This is a genomic window from Streptomyces sp. NBC_00414, assembly GCF_036038375.1.
Lineage (GTDB): Bacteria > Actinomycetota > Actinomycetes > Streptomycetales > Streptomycetaceae > Streptomyces.
Map to the genome: position 1 here is coordinate 6,093,035 of NZ_CP107935.1, position 17,790 is coordinate 6,110,824.

Sequence of the window (17,790 nt, forward strand, 5' to 3'; positions counted from 1 at the left end):
GACACCGACCGCCAAGGTCACCGACCGGCAGGGACGAGGGATCGTCCCGGCCCGGTGGACCTCGGCGGGCGGCATCCCAGCAAAGATCACCCTGGCGCCGATGAGTAAGGCGTACCAGAACCACTCCGCAGGAGGATTCAGTGGCGAAGGCAAAGTTCGAGCGGACTAAGCCGCACGTCAACATCGGCACCATCGGTCACATCGACCACGGTAAGACGACCCTCACGGCCGCCATTACCAAGGTGCTGCACGACGCGTACCCGGACCTGAACGAGGCCTCGGCCTTCGACCAGATCGACAAGGCTCCCGAAGAGCGCCAGCGCGGTATCACGATCTCGATCGCGCACGTCGAGTACCAGACCGAGACGCGTCACTACGCCCACGTCGACTGCCCCGGTCACGCGGACTACATCAAGAACATGATCACGGGTGCGGCGCAGATGGACGGCGCCATCCTCGTTGTCGCCGCCACGGACGGTCCGATGCCGCAGACCAAGGAGCACGTGCTCCTGGCCCGCCAGGTCGGCGTTCCGTACATCGTTGTCGCGCTGAACAAGGCCGACATGGTGGACGACGAGGAGATCCTGGAGCTCGTCGAGCTTGAGGTGCGCGAGCTCCTCTCCGAGTACGAGTTCCCGGGCGACGACCTTCCGGTCGTCAAGGTCTCGGCGCTCAAGGCTCTTGAGGGCGACGCCGAGTGGGGCAAGTCCGTCCTCGACCTGATGAAGGCCGTCGACGAGTCCATCCCGCAGCCCGAGCGTGACGTCGACAAGCCGTTCCTCATGCCCATCGAGGACGTCTTCACGATCACCGGTCGCGGTACGGTCGTCACCGGCCGTATCGAGCGTGGTGTCCTCAAGGTCAACGAGACCGTCGACATCGTCGGCATCAAGACCGAGAAGACCACCACCACGGTCACCGGCATCGAGATGTTCCGCAAGCTGCTCGACGAGGGCCAGGCCGGTGAGAACGTCGGTCTGCTCCTCCGTGGCATCAAGCGCGAGGACGTGGAGCGCGGCCAGGTCATCATCAAGCCTGGTTCGGTCACGCCCCACACCTCGTTCGAGGCGCAGGCGTACATCCTGTCCAAGGACGAGGGCGGCCGTCACACGCCGTTCTTCAACAACTACCGTCCCCAGTTCTACTTCCGCACGACGGACGTGACTGGTGTGGTGACCCTTCCCGAGGGCACCGAGATGGTCATGCCGGGCGACAACACTGAGATGACCGTTGAGCTCATCCAGCCCGTCGCCATGGAGGAGGGCCTGAAGTTCGCCATCCGTGAGGGTGGCCGGACCGTGGGCGCCGGCCAGGTCACCAAGATCAACAAGTAGTCTTCGACTGCCTGTTGGGCTTGAACGCCTGGTAGCTCCATAGCGGTATCGCTCCGCGAAGAGCTCCTGAAGGGGCCCGTACGACTTCGGTCGTGCGGGCCCTTTTGCTGTGCCGGTGCTGTGCCGGTCGAAATGATTCGTCACGAAACTGTTCGGTGGTTACGACCCGTTCCCCTCAGGGGTCACTCCCGTCACCGTTTGTCGTACCGACATTCGATACGAGGACGTTCGAGGGGTGACGCATGTCCGGAGGGGTCAGTCGTAGAGCCGTGCTGGGAGCGGGGGCCGCGCTGCCTGCGCTGTCGGGGCTGTCCGGGGTCGCGTGGGCGGAGGGTGCGGCGCGGGCCGCCGCCGACACCGCTACGGACCCGGGGGCGTACATCTCCTTCTCGCCGAAGCCGGGGGCCTTCCGGCTGGTGGGGGCCCCGGTCGTGGTCAGCGCAGACGACCACCCCGGAGTCGTACGGGTGGCCGGTGACCTGCGGGACGACATCGAGCGGGTCACCGGGGTGCGGCCGGGTAACTCGGTCGCGCGCGAGGTGGTCTTGGTGGGGACGATCGGACGCAGCCCGCTGATCGACGGGCTGGTCGCGGCCGGGAAGCTCGATGTCCGGGGGGTCCGGGGCAGGTGGGAGACCTCGCTGCAGACCGTGGTCGAACGGCCGATGCCCGGGGTGGACCGGGCGTTCGTGATCGCCGGCAGCGACCAGCGCGGCACGATCTTCGGGGCGTACGACGTCTCGTACGGGATCGGGGTCTCTCCCTGGTACTGGTGGGACGACGTGCGTCCGGTGCGGCGGAGCGAGGTGTACGTGCTGCCTGGGCGCTTCAGCCAGGGCGCGCCGGCGGTCAAGTACAGGGGCGTGTTCATCAATGACGAGAACCCGGCGCTGGGGACCTGGGCGCCCGGTCACTTCGGGCCGGGCAAGGCCCCCGGCCACCCGGGCGGCTTCAACGCGGACTTCTTCGCCAAGGTCTTCGAGGTGCTGCTGCGGCTGAAGGCGAACTATCTGTGGCCGGCGGTGTGGGGTCGGGCGTTCGCGGAGGACGATCCGGAGAACCACGCGCGGGCGAAGGCGTACGGGATTGTCATGGGCACGTCTCATGAGGCGCCGATGATGCGGGGCATCGAGGAGTGGAACCGGCATGCCGTGCCGGCCGTGCGCGACAGCGCGGGGAACATCGTGACGCCGGGGCGGGACCCGTACGGCGGCACGGGCGAGTGGTCGTTCCGGCGCAACGCGGAGGCCGTCAAGGCGTACTGGCGCGACGGTATCGAGCGCATGGTGGACCAGGACTTCGAGGGTGTCGTCACGCTCGGCATGCGGGGCAACGGCGACACGAGCCTGCCCGACGGCGACGGCATCGAGCTGATGCGGGAGATCATCGCGACGCAGCGGGCGATCATCGAGGACGTTACGGGCCGGGCCGCCGCCGAGACCCCGCAGGTCTGGACGCTCTACAAGGAGGTCCAGCGCTACTGGGACCGCGGCCTGCGCGCACCGGACGATGTCACTGTCGTGCTGACGGACGACAACTGGGGCAACATCCGCAAGCATCCGGATCCGGCGGAGGGGGTGAGGGGTGGCGGGTACGGCCTGTATTACCACTTCGACTACGTCGGGGTCGGGCGCAACTACAAGTGGGTGGACACCACTTCACTGCCGAACCTGTGGGACCAGCTCCACCAGGCGATCGCGTACGGGAACCGGGAGTTGTGGGTCACGAACGTCGGTGACCTGAAGGGCAATGAGCTGCCGACGGAGTTCTTCCTCGACTACGCGTGGAATCCGGGGCGTTGGCCGCTGGAGAGGCTGGGGGAGTGGGAACGGCGGTACGCGCGGCAGAACTTCGGCGGGGCGCACGGGCAGGTGGAGGCGATCGCCGAGGTGCTGGCGGCCTACGGGCGGCTCCAGTCGCGCCGCAAGCCCGAGCTGCTGAACCGCAGGATCACGCTGGTGGACGGGCGGGTCGTGTACGACGACCAGGAGACGCCGTTCCACTTCGGGCACCGGGAACTGGAGCGGGTCACGCAGGAGTGGCGGCGGCTGGACGCCGATGCCGAGCGGATCGGGCGGCGGCTTCCGGCCCGTGACCAGGACGCGTGGTTCGAGCTGGTCGGTTACGAGGTGGCGGCGACGGCCAACCTGTACGGGCTGCGGGAGGCCGAGTTCACCAACCTGCTGTACGCCCGGCAGGGGCGGGCCGCGACGAACGACCTGGCGGCAGCGGCGGAGGCGGGCCTTGCCCGGGACCTCGCGCTCGCCGAACGCTTCAACTCGCAGGTGGCGGGCGGCAAATGGCGAGGTTTCCAGACGCAGCCGCACATCGGGTACGGGGATGTGGAGCGGTACGGCCCGAACGCGCCCTGGCAGCAGCCCGAGCGGGACAACGTGGCACTGCCGGACGAGATCTTCCCGGCGGTGAAGCGGATCGAGGTGCCGACGGGGGCGGAGCTGGGGGTGGCGCTGGACGGGGCGGCGGGGTGGTGGCCGGGGGGTGGTTCCGGAGCGGCCGTGCTGCCGGTGTTCAGCCCGTACCAGACGCGGCCCGACCAGTACATCGAGGTTTTCAACCGGGGGCGTACGGCCTTCGACTACCGGATCACGCCGTCCGTGCCGTGGCTCGTGGTGGACCGGCCGCGGGGACGGGTCGAGAAGCAGGTCCGTGCCGTGCTGACGGTGGACTGGGCGAAGGCTCCGCGGGGGCGGACGGAGGCGTCGGTGACCGTGGAGGGGGCGGGCGCGGTGGTGGAGGTCGCGGTGATCGCCGAGCGGCCGTCGGTACGGGAGTCGCGCGGGTTGCGGGGGTTCGTGGAGGCGGGCGGTCACGTCGCCGTCGACGCCGAGCACTTCACGCGCTCGGTGGGGACGTGGCGGCGTATCGACGGGATCGGGCGTACGGGGGCGGGCGTGACGCCGTGGCCGGTGACGGCGCCCGGGTGGACTCCGGGAGGTTCGTCACCGCGGCTGGAGTACGAGGTGAGTCTGCTGTCCGGGTCCGGGTCCGAGTCCGGGGCCGAGTCAGGGTCCGGGTCCGCGTCTGCGGGGGCGGGAGCGGGGGCGGTGACGGTGTGGGCGTACCTGTCGCCGCGGAACCCGACGCTGCCGACGGGCGGGCTGGGCGGAACGGGTGGGCTGCGGTACGGGATCTCGTTCGACGAGGACACCCCGCAGATCGTCGACATCCACGCGGCGACCGGGGCCGACGACGGGCTGATGAACATGGAGTGGGCCCGCAACACATCGGACAACGTCAATCGCACGTCTACGCGCCACACGATCGGAGCGGCCGGGGTGCACCGGCTGAAGTTCTGGGCGGTCGACCCGACGGTGGTGGTGCAGCGGCTGGTGATCGACACGGGTGGGCTGGAGCCGACGTATCTGGGGCCGCGGGAGAGCCGGCGCGTCTCCTGAGCCGGACAGACAGCAGGGCCGTCAGTCCGTGGCGGGGTAGCGCGGCAGGTCGGCGGTGGAGTGGTCCACTCGGCGATGGTGACGTCCTCGCCGTAGAGGAAGTCCTTGCGGGTCGCGTAGCGGGGGCCGTCGGGGTGGCGCAGGATGCCCTCTGGCTCGTCCTCCACGTCGGGCGTGCCGGTGTGAACCAGTAGCTCGTCCGGCATGACCTTCTCCGGACGGCGGCTGACGAGTGCTGCCGTCACCTCGTGGGGCACATCATGCTAGGCGGCCTCCTGCAGATTGGATTGGCAGTCGCGGCAGCGGTGGCCCGGGTCCGGGGAGCGGAAGGCGCGGTCGCAGCCGTCGCAGTTCTGCAGGGGGAGTGGGTGTGTGGGTGGTGCGGTCGTGGCCGTCGCGGTCGCGGGGAGCGGCGGTGGGAGGAGTTCGGCCAGGCGGTGGGCGAGGAGGCCGGCCGGGTGGCGGAGGGTGCCCTCGGGGAGGCCTGCTGTCAGGGTCCGGCGTACGGCTTCGGGGGCGGCGCCGCGCTCCAGCCAGGCGGTGACGGCCGGGGCGAGGCGCTCGACGACGCGTTCGGGGAGGAGCAGGCGGGGGTCGTAGCGGTGCAGGCCTGCGAGGAGGGCGGTGGCCGCGGGGTGGGCGGTCGTGGCCGAGGGCGCGACCGACGGCGTGGCTGGTGGCGGTGGAGTTTCGACGTCCGGTCGTACGGGGGTGGGGGCGGGCGCGGGCTTCGGGTGGGGAGTCGGTCGGGGGCGGGGCTTCTGGGCCGTGACCGTGGTGGCACCCGGCTGGTTGTACGACACCGTCTGTGTGACGACCTGGCCGCTCGGCAGGCGGTGGCGCGTGCGGGTGAGGTAGCCGTGCGCCTCCAGTTCCCGCAGGGCCGACGCGATTCTCGTCTCGCCCTCGGGGAAGCGGTCCGTCAGCGTCCTGATGTCGACGCGGGCACCGGTGGGCAGCGACTGGATGTGGACGCCGAGCCCGATAGCGAGCGCTGACAGTTGCGGGTGCTGGGCCAGGTGGTTGCCGATCACTGTGAAGCGAGCGGTGTGGCGGACCTTGACGTGTGTGATGCCTCGCGGACTCTTACGCGCAAGCTGATGCGGAATCCGGGGCTGGGCGCACGGGGGCGCGCTAGGGTGCTGAGTATCCATGGGGAAGGGGCTTGTCTTCCTAAGTGGTCAGGCCCTCGATCGGGAGTCCAGTCCCGGCCGGGGGCCGTCGCATGTTCTGGGGTTGTTCGGGCGAGCATATGACCGACAACCAGGCGGATATCCAGCTGAGTTGCGGATTGTCACCCTTGTGGGCGACGGGGGTCGCGGCGCTGACGAGGGGCCGTGGGAGGGCCTGGGGCGGGCTTGGGGCGGGACCGGGTGGGGTTGGGTTCGGTGGGTTCTCTCCCCGAGTTCTTAAAGGCATTTGATGCCGTGCGGTACCGGGCGTTCGTCTACCGGGACGGTGAAATGCGGGTGCCGGTGGGGCCGGGGGCGGGCTGCAATGCGGGTACCGGCACCGGGTTCGGTACGAAGTTGATTTCGGCCCAGACCGTCTTGCGTGGGGGTCTGCCGGGGGTGACGCCCCAGCGGTCGGAGAGCGCCTCGACGATGACGAGGCCGCGGCCCGACTCGTCGTCGACGGGGCCGGGTTGCTCAGGGCGGCGGATCTGCCGGTCGCCGCGGGTGTCGGTCACCTCGATGCGGAGGGTGCCGCCGATCACGTACAGCGTGAGGCGGAAGTCGCGGCCGGGCACGCGGCCGTGCGTGATGGCGTTGGCAGCCAGCTCGGCCACGATGTGCTCCGCGCGGGCGGGGTTCAACGGGAGGCTCCAGGTGCGGAGTTGCTCGGTCGTGAACCGGCGGGCGAGGCGGGCACCGCGGGGTGTCGCCGACAGGGGCAGGCTGAAACTGCGGACGGTTTCTTGATTCACGTCACTCAGCGTGGCCGAGCGTGTCTACTCTGAACTGGGATTACGACTGTGCGTATCGGGACTGTCGCGCTGTGGTCCCGTTCTGTCCCGACTGTCTCGGGTGTCGTGCGGGTGCGAGTGCGGGTGGGTGTGGGAGGTGGGTGGGCGATGAGTGGTGGTGAGGGTGTGGACGAGGCGGGCTGGGACCTCGAACCGGGGGACGAGAGCGCGCCCTTGGTGGAGGCCGTCGGGCGGCTGGTCAGGATCTGCCGGGAAGCGGCCGGGATGCGGGTCGCCGACCTCGGTGAGGCCCTGGGGTACGGCGAGGACATGATCCGCAAGATCGAGCGTGGGGCGCGGATTCCGCGGCCGGAGTTCCTGGACCGGGCTGACGAGGTTCTGCGTGCGAGCGGGCACCTCAAGGCGTTCAAGGAGGACGTGGAGAGGGCCCGGTACCCGAAGAAGGTGCGGGAGCTGAAGGAGTTGGAGGACCGGGCGGTCGAACTGCTGCAGTACAGCAACCACAACATCCAGGGGTTGTTGCAGACGCCGGAGTATGCGCGGGCGTTGTTCGAGATGGTGCTGCCTGCGTACTCGCCGGACGAGGTTGAGCGAGGCATTGCCGCTCGTATGGCGCGGAAGTCGATCTTCGAGGGTGAGTCCCCGCCGACGGTCAGTTTCGTCCAGGAACAGGTGACGCTCGAACGCCCACTAGGTGGGAAAATGGTGCTGCGGCGACAGCTCGAACACCTGCTGGAAGTGGGGCAGTTGCGGCACGTCACGCTTCAGGTCATGCCCACCCAGTGCGAGGAGCACGGTGGAGTGCATGGCCTGATCCAGATGTTGAAGTTCGCCGACGGCACGGCCGTGGGACGTTGCCCAGGTGCGTTCAACGGACGCCCGGTCTCCGACCCCCGGGCTCTTCGTATCCTGGAACTGCGCTACGGCATGATCCGGGCGCAGGCTCTCACGCCGAGGGAGTCACTGGCCTTCATCGAACGAACGCTAGGAGAGCTATGAGTGCCACGGAACTGCACTGGTTCAAGAGCAGCTACAGCGACAGCGGCGACATCAACGACTGCGTCGAGATAGCCAAAGCCCCCGCCGCTGTCCACGTGCGCGATTCCAAGAACGCCTCCGGCCCGCGGCTCACGCTGAGCCCCGCCGCCTGGGCGTCGTTCGTGGCGCCCCTGTCACCAGCCCAGTAGTAGGCGTTGGGTCACTGCATGTTCTGGACATGCGGATGGTCGGGCGCGACCGTGCACACGTACAGCTGCATGTTGTAGCTGCGGCCGATGTTCAGCTGGGTCGCGCACGCCGGGCCGCGGTAGTGCAGTCCCGTATAGCCGGCGTCCTCCACAGGACGCCAACTCCCGCTGCCGCCGTCCCACTCGGTGCCGTCCAGGGTGAGCAGCGGCCGCACGTCCGAGCCACACTTCGGGCAGGCCATGGGGAACGGGTCGCTGAAGCTCCAGGGGGCGTGGCCGCCGAGCTTGCAGCCAGGGGCGACGCTGAGGTCGTACTGATAGCCGATGACGGCAGCGTCATCCAACTCATCCAGCCCATCCGGCTCATCGGGTTCTTCCGGGGTCTGTTCCTCCTCCCAGGCCTCGATCCGGTCCGCCAGGTCCTCGGGCAGTTCGTGCGGGGCGGGATACTCGGTGACCGTCTCGGGGTGGAGTACGCAGGGCTCGGGGAGGTAGTCGTCGTTGCCGATCACCGAGGGCTGCGGGGCGGTGGTGAGAGGGTCGGTCACGTCGGCGGAGGTGCGCCAGCGGAGCGTGACCGCGGGGAGATAGTCCTCGGCGTGGTCGAAGGGGCACCACAGGACCTGGAGCAGGTCGGTACCGGCCGGGCGGGGCAGCGAGGGGACGTCGGCGGCGTACAGCTGGACCACGGGGATCAGGGGGACCGGGCCGTCCTGGGGTATGCGCGTCCGGCCGGAGATGGAGGCGCGGTCCACGATCACGCTTTCCTCGGGGGTGAGGAGGTCGGCGCCCTCGGCGCGCGGCCGCTCCCAGGCCTCGTCGAGGATGCGCCGCCGCAGCCGTACGTCGTCGGGGGTGACACCGCGGTGCGAGGGCCCGGTGTGATCCGGGCAGGTGGGCCACGGCTCCTGGGCCGGCCAGAGCAGGGGGCCGCCGATGGAACTGTCGGCGGCGGTCGGCGTACCGGCACGCGGGTGCAGCCGTACGGCGGTACGGGCCATCGGCGCCAACTCCGGGAAGAGGGCGGTGACGTCGAGGGGGCGGGGTGGGGTGGTCCTGGACATGGGGAGAGGCTATGCACGTGGGCGGGTGAAAGGTGAAGGCGGGGGCACGCACGATGGCGATGACCGATGACGAGCTGCTGGTCCTCCAAGGGGGATGCTAACGCCGTGACCGCGGAATTTCGTATGAAACTGGACGAAGGAATGCTCGGCTATTTCCGCGAGATAGTGGATGAAATGGTGGGGCGATTCGGTATCTCCCGCGCGGAAGCGGTGGCGAGGCTCAATCACAGGTACGGAGGAACGGAGATAGCCCCGTACCCCGATCTCATGTGCCATGAGTTTCCGGAGTTCTGGGCTTACGGCCCGTACTACTACCCCGACGACGCGGGACGTCTTCCGACGGGAGACGCGAGCGCGGACGCGGGCATCGACGTGACGCGACTGCGGATCCGCCCCCGGCCGCCCGAGGATTCGCCCGCGTGGACCCTCAAGGCGGGGGGATGAGTAGCACGTTCAAGTACCGGCTCCGGGGCTCCTGCTCGCCCGGCGGATCGGCCTTGGCCGCAGACTTGACGGTGGAGCGTCGCCTCCCAGGTGCCGGTGCGGGAGGCGGCCTGCAGATCTACCGCAACGTATCGCTGGCGCTTCCGAGCGGCATCAACTGGCGTGACGCCGCATGGCTTGCCTTCGGGCTCTCGGTGCACTCCGCCGACCTGTCCTCCGCGCATCCCGACGGCCTGCTCGTCGAGGTCACGGCGCTCACCTTTCCCCTCGCCCACTACCGGTCCGAGGTGGCGGTGCTGGCGATGGACGCCTGGCTGCGCGACGAATTCGCCCTTCCCGATCGCGGACTCCGCGCTGTTCTCGACGATGAGACCGGGGCCTGGGGATTCCAATGGGGTGGGCACCCTGATCCCTTTTCGGACGGACTGTGACCGGCCGGTGGTGGAGGGAAGGCGGGCTGACGTGGCCGCGGAGGACGCCCTGATGCGGCGAGTGGATTCACTCATCGGCTCGGGACATATGGGGCGGGAGAAAGCCGTAGAAGTCGAAGACGCGTTTCCGGAGGCGCGCGCCCGCATCCTCGGCCGGCTGCGGCTCTCGTCCCAAGCGGGGGACTGGCGCAGGTTCGAACCACAGGCGGGTGTCGCGGTTCACCTCCACCCCGAGGGACTTGCCGCGATCCTGGCACCTGTCCTCGCGCCGCGCGCACAAGGCGTGAACTCGGAGGATCTGGTCGACATGCTCGGAGAGCTGCGGGCTCCCGAGGGTGTGGAGCCGATCAGCTCTCTGGTGCGGGAGCGCAAGGACACGGACGGTCCCTTCTACGCTCTGTGTATCAAGGGCGTGCAGGCGCTGGCCGGGATCGGTACCCCTGAAGCGCTTCGATTTCTGGGGGACATCGCCAGAACGGCCCCGGGGAAGTGGCCGGACCCGCTGAGATGGCATGCGGCGCAGGAGCTGGGCATCGAGGACGAGCTCGGCTTCGACGAGGACGCGATGCTGGGCGGGGCGTAGTCAGGAGGTCGAGGACGGCCGGCGGGTCCTGCGCCGGCCCTGTCGGCGTCGATCGGCATCGTGAGGACGGGAACATGTCGGCTGGGTGGGACTGGGACGGTGACGAGAGCCCGCTTCGCTTCGACGATCCCGTCGAGTGGGACGTGGCGTACGAACGCGGTGAGGACTCGCTGGGCTCCGCCGTGATCGGGCTGGCCTTCAACTGCTCGCTGGCCGAGGCGTCACCTCGGATCGTCAGGGCGATGCAGTTGGCGGACGTCGGCCAACGCGGCTTCGCCTTCACCGCGGCGGGCACCGCGGCCCGGCTCAACGGCGAACTGACACCAGAGCTGTACGCCGCGCTGCGGGCGGAGGGCCACGGCCGCAGGAGCATGGCCGAGAACGCCATCGACGACACCCTCGACTACGTGCCGTTCCGGCAACTCCCGCCGTGGTTCAAGTGGCAGATGATCCGGACGACCGTGCAGAACAAGCTGGAGTACTGGGGGATGCTGGCCACGGATGCGGTCGGCGATGTGTGGCGGGCCCTGCGTGGTCGCCGCTCTTGAGGGCAGGGGGCGCGGTGGCACGGTCGTGGTGGACACGCGGGCCTGAGCGTGAGCTCTGGGGCTGATCTCCGGCAACGTCATCAGGGACTCTTCGCGCCGAACGCCAGTGCCTAGTAAATTCGCTGCTGCGTACGTGTGGTTGGCGTGGTTGGTGGTGCGACGGGGGTTGCGTGATGGCGGGGTATCGGCCGACGGACTGGCATGTGCTGGATCTGGAGAAGGATCCGACGCCGGGGGATCCGGTCCGGGTGAAGTCCCTGGCCAAGAGCCTGCATGACTTCGCCGATGACGTGCAGGATGCGCTGCGGCTGGTGAAGGGGATGGCGGACGAGGACGCCGTCCTGGCGATGGTGGGCAAGACGGCCGATGTCTTCCGGGACGAGTTTTCCGGGGTGCCGAAGAATCTCAAGAAGCTGAAGAAGTCGTACGACCTGGCGGGGGACGCGCTGGCGGCGTACTGGCCCGAGCTGGAGCGGGCCCAGACGTTGGCCGACAAGGCCCTCGTGAAGGGGCGGGAGGCGCAGGCGGATCTGTCCTCGGCCAAGTCCAAGTTGTCGTCGGCTGATTCGTGGGTGACCCGCGCCAATAAGGAAGCGGACAAGTACAAGGACGACCCGGCCGGTGGCAAGGATGTCGAGAAGCCGGATGAGGCGAAGGTGCGGGCCGCGACCCGTGATGCGCAGAGTGCCAAGGATGCGCATACCGCCGCTCAGTCGGATGTGACCTCGGCGCAGAGTGCCCTCGATGCGGCGAAGAAGATGGCCGCGGATGCCCGTCGGATGCGTGAGGACGCCGCGGGGGAGGCGAAGCGGAAGCTGGACGACGCTTCCGACGCGGGGATTCGGAACCGTAAGTGGTACGAGGAGGTCGGCGACTGGTTCGTCGACAACTGGGACACCATCGTCGCCGTCTGCAAGGTCGTTGTCGCCGTCCTCGGGATCATCGCCCTGATTATTGGGGGGCCGATCCTCGGGGCGATCGTGCTCATTGCCGCGCTGATCGTTCTCGCGGACACCCTCAATAAATATATGAAGGGGCAGGCGTCCCTGTGGGATGTGGCGTTCGCCGCCCTCGACTGCATTCCGGGTATGAAGGGGCTGACCACTCTCGGCGGGCTCGCCAAGGGACTCAAGGGCCTCCGGAGCTTGAACGGGATCAAGGCCGGGATGAAGGGCATGGCCGAGGGCGTGCGCGGCATGAGCGGCGTCTTCAAGGGTGGAGCCCGCATGCCGGGTGGCCAGATCCCGTACCGGGCGCTGTCCCCCAAGGCCAGGCAGCTCACCCGGGCGCTGGAGAACGGGCACATACCCATCCGGCCCGGAGAGGTGAACGTCTCCCATCTCTCCGAACTCCAGAGTTTCCACGGGGTCGAGCACGCCATCATCCAGAATCCGGCGGGAGATCTGCGTCTCTTCCGAGGGACGGAGCGGACGAGTTCCATTCCACGGGACCTCAGGGGGCAGGACTACGATTTCATCGCCCATACGCACCCGGAGGATCGAATTCCCGGACCGCCCAACAGAATAGAACAGGCGCAGGGAATGCCCAACAGTATGTCGCGGGACCTGGAGTACAAAGCGTCGGATCACATGGAAGTGGTCGTCAGCCGGGATGGGAACCTGAGGTTCTTCGACGGTGAGGGAATTCGTGAGCTGCCGCAGGGAACGTATCCTGAGGGTGGCCCGGTGAATCCACTGGGGTTCATCGTTCCCGTGCAAATGGGATGATGATGCGTATGTCACGGCATGAACCGCGCCGCGGAAAGGGAAAGCTGTAATGAGTAGTGAATACGCTTCGTGTGTCTTCTGCGGCGAATTCGTCCTGCACGTCCCGGGGTGGGCCAGCAGTGTTCCTTCGTACCGGCTCATGCGGGCGACCTGGCAGGAGGAACACGCCTTCGTGGTGGGGTCGCTGCACTTCTCCTGTCTGCGGGCGTCGCCCGTCCGGTCGGAGTTCGCCGCCGAGTTCGCGCAGATCGCGACAGGGCACGGAAGGGAGATCACGTTTCAGGCGGCAGGCGAGACGCAGACCCTGGTCCAGCCCGGTCTCGGCTTCGTCGAGCAGATCTTCCGGGGCGACGTGTGCGCCATCCATCGCAGTGACACCCGGGACAGCTGGCTCGTGCAGGAGCATGCCGGGCCCTGGTACGTGCTGGACCGGCCCCAGATGGAGGACATCGCGCAGGGGAAGCAGCCTCGTCTCGACCCCGGTGTGGAGCGGATCGTGCTCCCGCGTGAACCGATGGTGAACCTCGCCGACGCCACGCTTCCCGAACTCCTGGACAGCCTCGGTGTCACGGACCGGTATCCGGACCTGGCGGCGGGGGAGCCGGAGTACGAGTTCTGGAAGTACTTCGCCCCGAAGCGCGTACTGGAGTACGCGGTGATCGCGACCCCGCCCCTGCCGGAGGAGGCGGCCGCGTTCCTGCGTGACTACGCCCCGCACTATCAGCCGATCGACTTCGACGCGCTCGAACGCGACGAGCCCCGGGCTTGACGAGCCCCGGGCTTGAGGGGAATCCGTGACGCAGAAGGGGCACGCCCCCGCACTGAGCTCCCGTTACGAGGCTTACCGCCGGGCGGGCTTCGCACCGACCACGGGAGCAGCGTGCCGCCCTTCGTCAGCCGGATCACGCCTTGAGATTCCCTGGCCACTACGACCCTGAGACCGCTCGATACCTCAGCCCCGATCCAACGGGTCGCGGGTCGTGGGTCGCGGGCCGCGGACGTGGACGCGGACGTGGACGCGGCGCTTGCCGGCAGGACGCCGGTTCTTCACCGCAGGCACATGGAACGGGAAGTCGTTCAACCCCATGATCCGCACCGATGACGCAAGAGTGTTGGGATTCGGCGGCTCAGGAAGGTCTGCCGCTCATCACGAACGATTCGAAATTCTATCGGAACGCCGAACGGCTCGGTTACACCACCGAGCGATACTGATCACGATGTGACGGGTGTGTCGCACAGTTTATGGGAGACGAACAGGCGTGGGCGGTAACAAAGAAATGCCGGATGAAGGCGTGACTCCTGAAATCGATCTGGATGAGATCGAAGAACTGTGCTCTGTGGCGACGCCAGGGCCATGGTTCGTCAGGAGCCTTGATGACGATTACGCCATGAATCTCGTCGCAGTCAGCACCGTCGAGGATACCGGGCGAGGGGAAAGGTGGCCTGATTTCGATCACAAGGAGCTGATTGCCGCGACGCTGGTGCAGCATCCGCGCTACGTGGACTGTGCAGACGGTCGCTGGGATGAAAACGCCGCCTTCATCGCGATGGCGCGAGAGGCCGTGCCCAGCCTTGTGCTGGAGATCAGACGCCTTCGACGGCTCCTCTCCGCTGCCGAGGCGCGCGACTAGGGCTCGTGATGTCCCGGAGGCCGCCGACGCGGGCGCCGCGTCCCCGCGTCCCGAGGAAGTCTTTGTCCCACGCGTGAGGCGTCGGCGGAGGCCGAGAGTGCCGAGCCAGGGGGCGGGGTGGCGGGTCCGGTCGGTCCGTCGTGTCGGACCCGTGTTTGACCCGCGCCCCCCCAGGGGTATCCTCTCCGGCTCGATTCGCCAGGCCCGTGCCCCGTATGGCAGACTGTCGGGGTTGCTCGGTTGAGTGCCGATGCTGCGCGCCTCCCGCCGGGAGGACCGGAAGCGAGTCCCACAGTACTCGTCGCCCCAACTGCCCCAGGGCAGCGCTGGAGCGGACGTACGGGAATCTTCCGGGAAGTGTCAGCGGGGCGCAGACCAGGCGCCCGGTGGGTGTTCGGCCCCCGGTTCCGCGGTCGTCTTTGGGATGGGCCGTGTCCCTGGCAGGGAAATCCGATGGTGGATATCTCTGCGGTGAGGACGCGACACACCCGACCGCGTGGGTCGGAGGCGGGGACGCGAACCCCCGGGTTGCAGAGCGTTTCACTAGACAAAGGACTACTGAGTAGCCATGGCGGGACAGAAGATCCGCATCCGGCTCAAGGCCTACGACCACGAGGTCATCGATTCGTCGGCGAAGAAGATCGTCGAGACGGTGACGCGCACTGGTGCGTCGGTCGCGGGCCCGGTGCCGCTGCCCACTGAGAAGAACGTGTACTGCGTCATCAAGTCGCCGCACAAGTACAAGGACTCGCGCGAGCACTTCGAGATGCGCACGCACAAGCGCCTGATCGACATTCTCGACCCGACCCCCAAGACCGTTGACTCTTTGATGCGACTCGACCTCCCGGCCGGTGTCGACATCGAGATCAAGCTCTAAGGGATGTGGTCTGAGAATGGCTAAGCAGATCAAGGGCATCCTGGGCGAGAAGCTCGGCATGACGCAGGTGTGGGACGAGAACAACCGTGTTGTTCCGGTCACCGTCGTCAAGGCCAGCCCCAATGTCGTGACCCAGGTCCGTACGAACGCTGTCGACGGCTACGAGTCGGTCCAGATCGCCTTCGGCGAGATCGACCCGCGCAAGGTGAACAAGCCCCTCAAGGGTCACTTCGCCAAGGCCGACGTCACCCCCCGCCGTCACCTCGTCGAGATCCGTACCGCTGACGCCAGCGAGTACGTCCTCGGCCAGGAGATCACCGCTGAGACCTTCGAGTCCGGCGTCAAGGTGGACGTGACCGGCACGAGCAAGGGCAAGGGCTTCGCCGGTGTCATGAAGCGTCACAACTTCCATGGCCTCGGCGCCGGACACGGCGTCCAGCGCAAGCACCGCTCTCCCGGCTCCATCGGTGGCTGTGCCACCCCCGGCCGTGTCTTCAAGGGCATGCGCATGGCGGGCCGCATGGGTCACGAGCGGGTCACCACCCAGAACCTGACCGTCCACGCCGTTGACGCGGAGAAGGGACTGCTCCTCATCAAGGGCGCCGTCCCCGGTCCGAACGGCGGCCTCGTCCTGGTCCGCACCGCCGCCAAGGGGGCCTGAGGTAACGATGAGCACTGTTGACATCATTTCGCCGGCAGGCGACAAGACCGGGACGGTCGAGCTCCCCGCGGAGATCTTCGACGTCGAGAAGATCAGCATTCCGCTGCTTCACCAGGTCGTAGTCGCCCAGCTGGCCGCTGCCCGCCAGGGCACGCACAAGACCAAGACGCGCGCCGAGGTTCGTGGTGGCGGTAGGAAGCCCTACCGTCAGAAGGGCACCGGCCGTGCGCGCCAGGGCTCTACCCGCGCCCCGCAGTTCGTCGGCGGTGGCGTCGTCCACGGCCCGCAGCCGCGTGACTACTCGCAGCGGACCCCGAAGAAGATGAAGGCCGCGGCCCTGCGCCACGCCCTCACCGACCGGGCCCGCAACGCTCGTATCCACGTCGTCTCCGGCGTGATCGAGGGCGACACCCCCTCCACCAAGGCCGCGAAGGTTCTGATCGGCAAGATCTCGGAGCGCAAGAACGTGCTCCTGGTCATCGATCGTGCCGACGAGGCCGCGCTGCTCTCCGCGCGCAACCTGCCCCAGGTCCACATCCTGGAGCCGGGCCAGCTGAACACGTACGACGTTCTCGTCTCGGACGACGTGGTCTTCACCCAGGCCGCTTTCGAGTCCTTCGTGTCTGGCCCCCAGGCCGCTGACACCGAAGGGAGCGAAGCCTGATGGCTACGCGTCACCCGAGCATTGCCCCCAAGGCGGCCAAGGTCGCCAAGGCCGCGCGCATCGCCAAGGCGAAGCGCCACGAGGCCGAGGGCAAGAACACTGTCGAGACGCCGCTGAGCAAGAGCTTCACGGATCCCCGTGACGTCCTCATCAAGCCGGTCGTCTCCGAGAAGAGCTACGCGCTGCTCGACGAGGGCAAGTACACCTTCGTCGTCGCGCCGGGCGCCAACAAGACCCAGATCAAGCAGGCCGTCCAGGCGGTCTTCTCGGTCAAGGTCACCGGGGTCAACACGATCAACCGCCAGGGAAAGCGCAAGCGGACCAAGAGCGGTTTCGGCAAGCGTGCTGACACCAAGCGCGCCATCGTGACCCTCGCTGAGGGCGACCGTATCGACATCTTCGGCCAGGCCTCCTAACGGAGCGCCCTGGTCCGAATATCGGACGAGGACTGAGAAATGGGAATCCGCAAGTACAAGCCGACTACGCCGGGCCGTCGTGGCTCCAGCGTCGCCGACTTCGTCGAGGTCACGCGGTCCACGCCGGAGAAGTCGCTGGTCCGCCCGCTGCACAGCAAGGGCGGCCGTAACAACGCCGGTCGTGTGACCGTTCGCCACCAGGGTGGCGGACACAAGCGCGCCTACCGAGTGATCGACTTCCGTCGGCACGACAAGGACGGCGTGCCGGCGAAGGTCGCGCACATCGAATACGACCCCAACCGCACCGCGCGTATCGCGCTGCTTCACTACGCGGACGGCGAGAAGCGCTACATCCTCGCCCCCCGCAACCTGTCGCAGGGCGACCGTGTCGAGAACGGTCCCGGGTCCGACATCAAGCCGGGCAACAACCTGGCCCTCCGCAACATCCCGGTCGGTACCACGATCCACGCGATCGAGCTCCGTCCCGGTGGCGGTGCCAAGTTCGCCCGCTCCGCCGGCGCGTCCGTGCAGCTGCTCGCGAAGGAGGGCCAGATGGCCCACCTGCGCATGCCGTCCGGAGAGATCCGCCTGGTCGACGTGCGCTGCCGCGCCACCGTCGGCGAGGTCGGTAACGCCGAGCAGTCGAACATCAACTGGGGCAAGGCCGGCCGCAAGCGCTGGCTGGGCGTCCGCCCGACCGTTCGCGGTGTGGCGATGAACCCGGTTGACCACCCGCACGGTGGTGGTGAAGGCAAGACCTCCGGTGGACGTCACCCGGTCTCGCCGTGGGGTCAGAAGGAGGGTCGTACTCGTTCGCCGAAGAAGGCATCGAACAAGTACATCGTCCGCCGCCGCAAGACGAACAAGAAGCGCTAGGAGC

Annotated in this window: 18 protein-coding genes and 2 pseudogenes; 16 read left to right on the forward strand and 4 right to left on the reverse strand. The window is 67.9% G+C overall.

The window, feature by feature from the left end; translation table 11 throughout:
* Window positions 1–140: 140 nt before the first annotated feature.
* Window positions 141–1,334 carry an elongation factor Tu gene (tuf, locus tag OHS59_RS26530; RefSeq protein WP_107020991.1) on the forward strand — a complete coding sequence of 398 codons (1,194 nt, stop codon included), beginning with the start codon at window positions 141–143 and terminating at the stop codon, window positions 1,332–1,334.
* Window positions 1,335–1,576: 242 nt separating this feature from the next.
* Complete coding sequence (locus OHS59_RS26535; RefSeq protein ID WP_328495891.1) at window positions 1,577–4,750, forward strand: glycosyl hydrolase 115 family protein; 3,174 nt, start codon at window positions 1,577–1,579, stop codon at window positions 4,748–4,750.
* Window positions 4,751–4,771: 21 nt separating this feature from the next.
* Here OHS59_RS26535 and OHS59_RS26540 read toward each other — a convergent pair.
* The 3 genes and pseudogenes from OHS59_RS26540 to OHS59_RS26550 all read right to left on the reverse strand — a co-directional run.
* Window positions 4,772–5,004, reverse strand: a pseudogene (locus OHS59_RS26540) (hypothetical protein); the annotation flags it as partial.
* Window positions 5,005–5,013: 9 nt separating this feature from the next.
* Window positions 5,014–5,784 (reverse strand): helix-turn-helix domain-containing protein, encoded by a 771-nt coding sequence (locus OHS59_RS26545; RefSeq protein ID WP_328495892.1) that lies wholly within the window; start codon window positions 5,782–5,784, stop codon window positions 5,014–5,016.
* Between the two features lie 413 nt (window positions 5,785–6,197).
* Window positions 6,198–6,677 carry an ATP-binding protein gene (locus OHS59_RS26550; RefSeq protein ID WP_328495893.1) on the reverse strand — a complete coding sequence of 160 codons (480 nt, stop codon included), beginning with the start codon at window positions 6,675–6,677 and terminating at the stop codon, window positions 6,198–6,200.
* 147 nt (window positions 6,678–6,824) lie between these two features.
* Here OHS59_RS26550 and OHS59_RS26555 point away from each other — a divergent pair, with 147 nt between their 5' ends.
* Entirely contained in the window at window positions 6,825–7,676 is an 852-nt protein-coding gene (locus OHS59_RS26555; protein WP_328495894.1) for a helix-turn-helix domain-containing protein, read from the forward strand.
* Window positions 7,673–7,864 (forward strand): DUF397 domain-containing protein, encoded by a 192-nt coding sequence (locus OHS59_RS26560; RefSeq protein WP_328495895.1) that lies wholly within the window; start codon window positions 7,673–7,675, stop codon window positions 7,862–7,864. Before OHS59_RS26555 ends, OHS59_RS26560 begins: the two co-directional genes overlap by 4 nt.
* An 11-nt stretch (window positions 7,865–7,875) precedes the next feature.
* Here the strand turns inward: OHS59_RS26560 and OHS59_RS26565 are convergent, their stop codons facing one another.
* Window positions 7,876–8,928: a hypothetical protein gene (locus tag OHS59_RS26565; RefSeq protein ID WP_328495896.1), complete on the reverse strand. Its 1,053-nt coding sequence runs from the start codon at window positions 8,926–8,928 to the stop codon at window positions 7,876–7,878.
* 123 nt (window positions 8,929–9,051) lie between these two features.
* Here OHS59_RS26565 and OHS59_RS26570 point away from each other — a divergent pair, with 123 nt between their 5' ends.
* The 12 genes and pseudogenes from OHS59_RS26570 (at window position 9,052) to rplB (ending at window position 17,786) form a co-directional block, all read left to right on the forward strand.
* Window positions 9,052–9,372, forward strand: a complete 321-nt coding sequence (locus tag OHS59_RS26570; protein WP_328495897.1) for a hypothetical protein — start codon at window positions 9,052–9,054, stop codon at window positions 9,370–9,372.
* The gene (locus tag OHS59_RS26575) at window positions 9,369–9,803 is read left to right on the forward strand and encodes a hypothetical protein (RefSeq protein ID WP_328495898.1); all 435 of its coding nucleotides are present in this window, start codon (window positions 9,369–9,371) and stop codon (window positions 9,801–9,803) included. The genes OHS59_RS26570 and OHS59_RS26575 overlap by 4 nt, the downstream gene beginning before the upstream one ends.
* Before the next feature lie 31 nt (window positions 9,804–9,834).
* Window positions 9,835–10,386: a hypothetical protein gene (locus tag OHS59_RS26580; protein ID WP_328495899.1), complete on the forward strand. Its 552-nt coding sequence runs from the start codon at window positions 9,835–9,837 to the stop codon at window positions 10,384–10,386.
* Between the two features lie 74 nt (window positions 10,387–10,460).
* Window positions 10,461–10,934, forward strand: a complete 474-nt coding sequence (locus tag OHS59_RS26585; protein WP_328495900.1) for a hypothetical protein — start codon at window positions 10,461–10,463, stop codon at window positions 10,932–10,934.
* 173 nt (window positions 10,935–11,107) lie between these two features.
* Window positions 11,108–12,154, forward strand: a pseudogene (locus tag OHS59_RS26590) (putative T7SS-secreted protein); the annotation flags it as partial.
* 556 nt (window positions 12,155–12,710) lie between these two features.
* Window positions 12,711–13,430, forward strand: coding sequence for a hypothetical protein (locus OHS59_RS26595; RefSeq protein ID WP_328495901.1), 720 nt, complete (start codon window positions 12,711–12,713; stop codon window positions 13,428–13,430).
* A 490-nt stretch (window positions 13,431–13,920) separates the two neighbouring features.
* Entirely contained in the window at window positions 13,921–14,292 is a 372-nt protein-coding gene (locus OHS59_RS26600; RefSeq protein ID WP_443061504.1) for a hypothetical protein, read from the forward strand.
* 568 nt (window positions 14,293–14,860) lie between these two features.
* Window positions 14,861–15,169, forward strand: coding sequence for a 30S ribosomal protein S10 (gene rpsJ, locus OHS59_RS26605; RefSeq protein WP_003948644.1), 309 nt, complete (start codon window positions 14,861–14,863; stop codon window positions 15,167–15,169).
* 16 nt (window positions 15,170–15,185) lie between these two features.
* Entirely contained in the window at window positions 15,186–15,830 is a 645-nt protein-coding gene (rplC, locus tag OHS59_RS26610; protein WP_328495902.1) for a 50S ribosomal protein L3, read from the forward strand.
* A gap of 7 nt (window positions 15,831–15,837) precedes the next feature.
* A complete protein-coding gene (gene rplD, locus OHS59_RS26615; RefSeq protein ID WP_328495903.1) occupies window positions 15,838–16,494 on the forward strand; it encodes a 50S ribosomal protein L4 in 657 nt (218 codons plus the stop codon).
* On the forward strand, window positions 16,494–16,910 hold the full coding sequence (gene rplW, locus OHS59_RS26620) for a 50S ribosomal protein L23 (protein WP_328495904.1): 417 nt from the start codon (window positions 16,494–16,496) through the stop codon (window positions 16,908–16,910). The genes rplD and rplW overlap by 1 nt, the downstream gene beginning before the upstream one ends.
* Before the next feature lie 39 nt (window positions 16,911–16,949).
* Window positions 16,950–17,786 (forward strand): 50S ribosomal protein L2, encoded by an 837-nt coding sequence (rplB, locus tag OHS59_RS26625; protein WP_328495905.1) that lies wholly within the window; start codon window positions 16,950–16,952, stop codon window positions 17,784–17,786.
* Window positions 17,787–17,790: the final 4 nt, after the last annotated feature.

Excerpts from the sequence above, each read along its gene's own strand:
- OHS59_RS26560 (WP_328495895.1), top strand. The coding sequence starts at position 7,673 with ATGAGTGCCACGGAACTGCACTGGTTCAAGAGCAGCTACAGCGACAGC.
- rpsJ (WP_003948644.1), top strand. The coding sequence starts at position 14,861 with ATGGCGGGACAGAAGATCCGCATCCGGCTCAAGGCCTACGACCACGAG.
- OHS59_RS26575 (WP_328495898.1), top strand. The coding sequence starts at position 9,369 with ATGAGTAGCACGTTCAAGTACCGGCTCCGGGGCTCCTGCTCGCCCGGC.
- OHS59_RS26570 (WP_328495897.1), top strand. The coding sequence starts at position 9,052 with ATGAAACTGGACGAAGGAATGCTCGGCTATTTCCGCGAGATAGTGGAT.
- rplD (WP_328495903.1), top strand. The coding sequence starts at position 15,838 with ATGAGCACTGTTGACATCATTTCGCCGGCAGGCGACAAGACCGGGACG.
- rplB (WP_328495905.1), top strand. The coding sequence starts at position 16,950 with ATGGGAATCCGCAAGTACAAGCCGACTACGCCGGGCCGTCGTGGCTCC.
- OHS59_RS26585 (WP_328495900.1), top strand. The coding sequence starts at position 10,461 with ATGTCGGCTGGGTGGGACTGGGACGGTGACGAGAGCCCGCTTCGCTTC.
- OHS59_RS26595 (WP_328495901.1), top strand. The coding sequence starts at position 12,711 with ATGAGTAGTGAATACGCTTCGTGTGTCTTCTGCGGCGAATTCGTCCTG.
- OHS59_RS26555 (WP_328495894.1), top strand. The coding sequence starts at position 6,825 with ATGAGTGGTGGTGAGGGTGTGGACGAGGCGGGCTGGGACCTCGAACCG.
- OHS59_RS26535 (WP_328495891.1), top strand. The coding sequence starts at position 1,577 with ATGTCCGGAGGGGTCAGTCGTAGAGCCGTGCTGGGAGCGGGGGCCGCG.
- rplW (WP_328495904.1), top strand. The coding sequence starts at position 16,494 with ATGGCTACGCGTCACCCGAGCATTGCCCCCAAGGCGGCCAAGGTCGCC.
- OHS59_RS26565 (WP_328495896.1), bottom strand. The coding sequence starts at position 8,928 with ATGTCCAGGACCACCCCACCCCGCCCCCTCGACGTCACCGCCCTCTTC.
- rplC (WP_328495902.1), top strand. The coding sequence starts at position 15,186 with ATGGCTAAGCAGATCAAGGGCATCCTGGGCGAGAAGCTCGGCATGACG.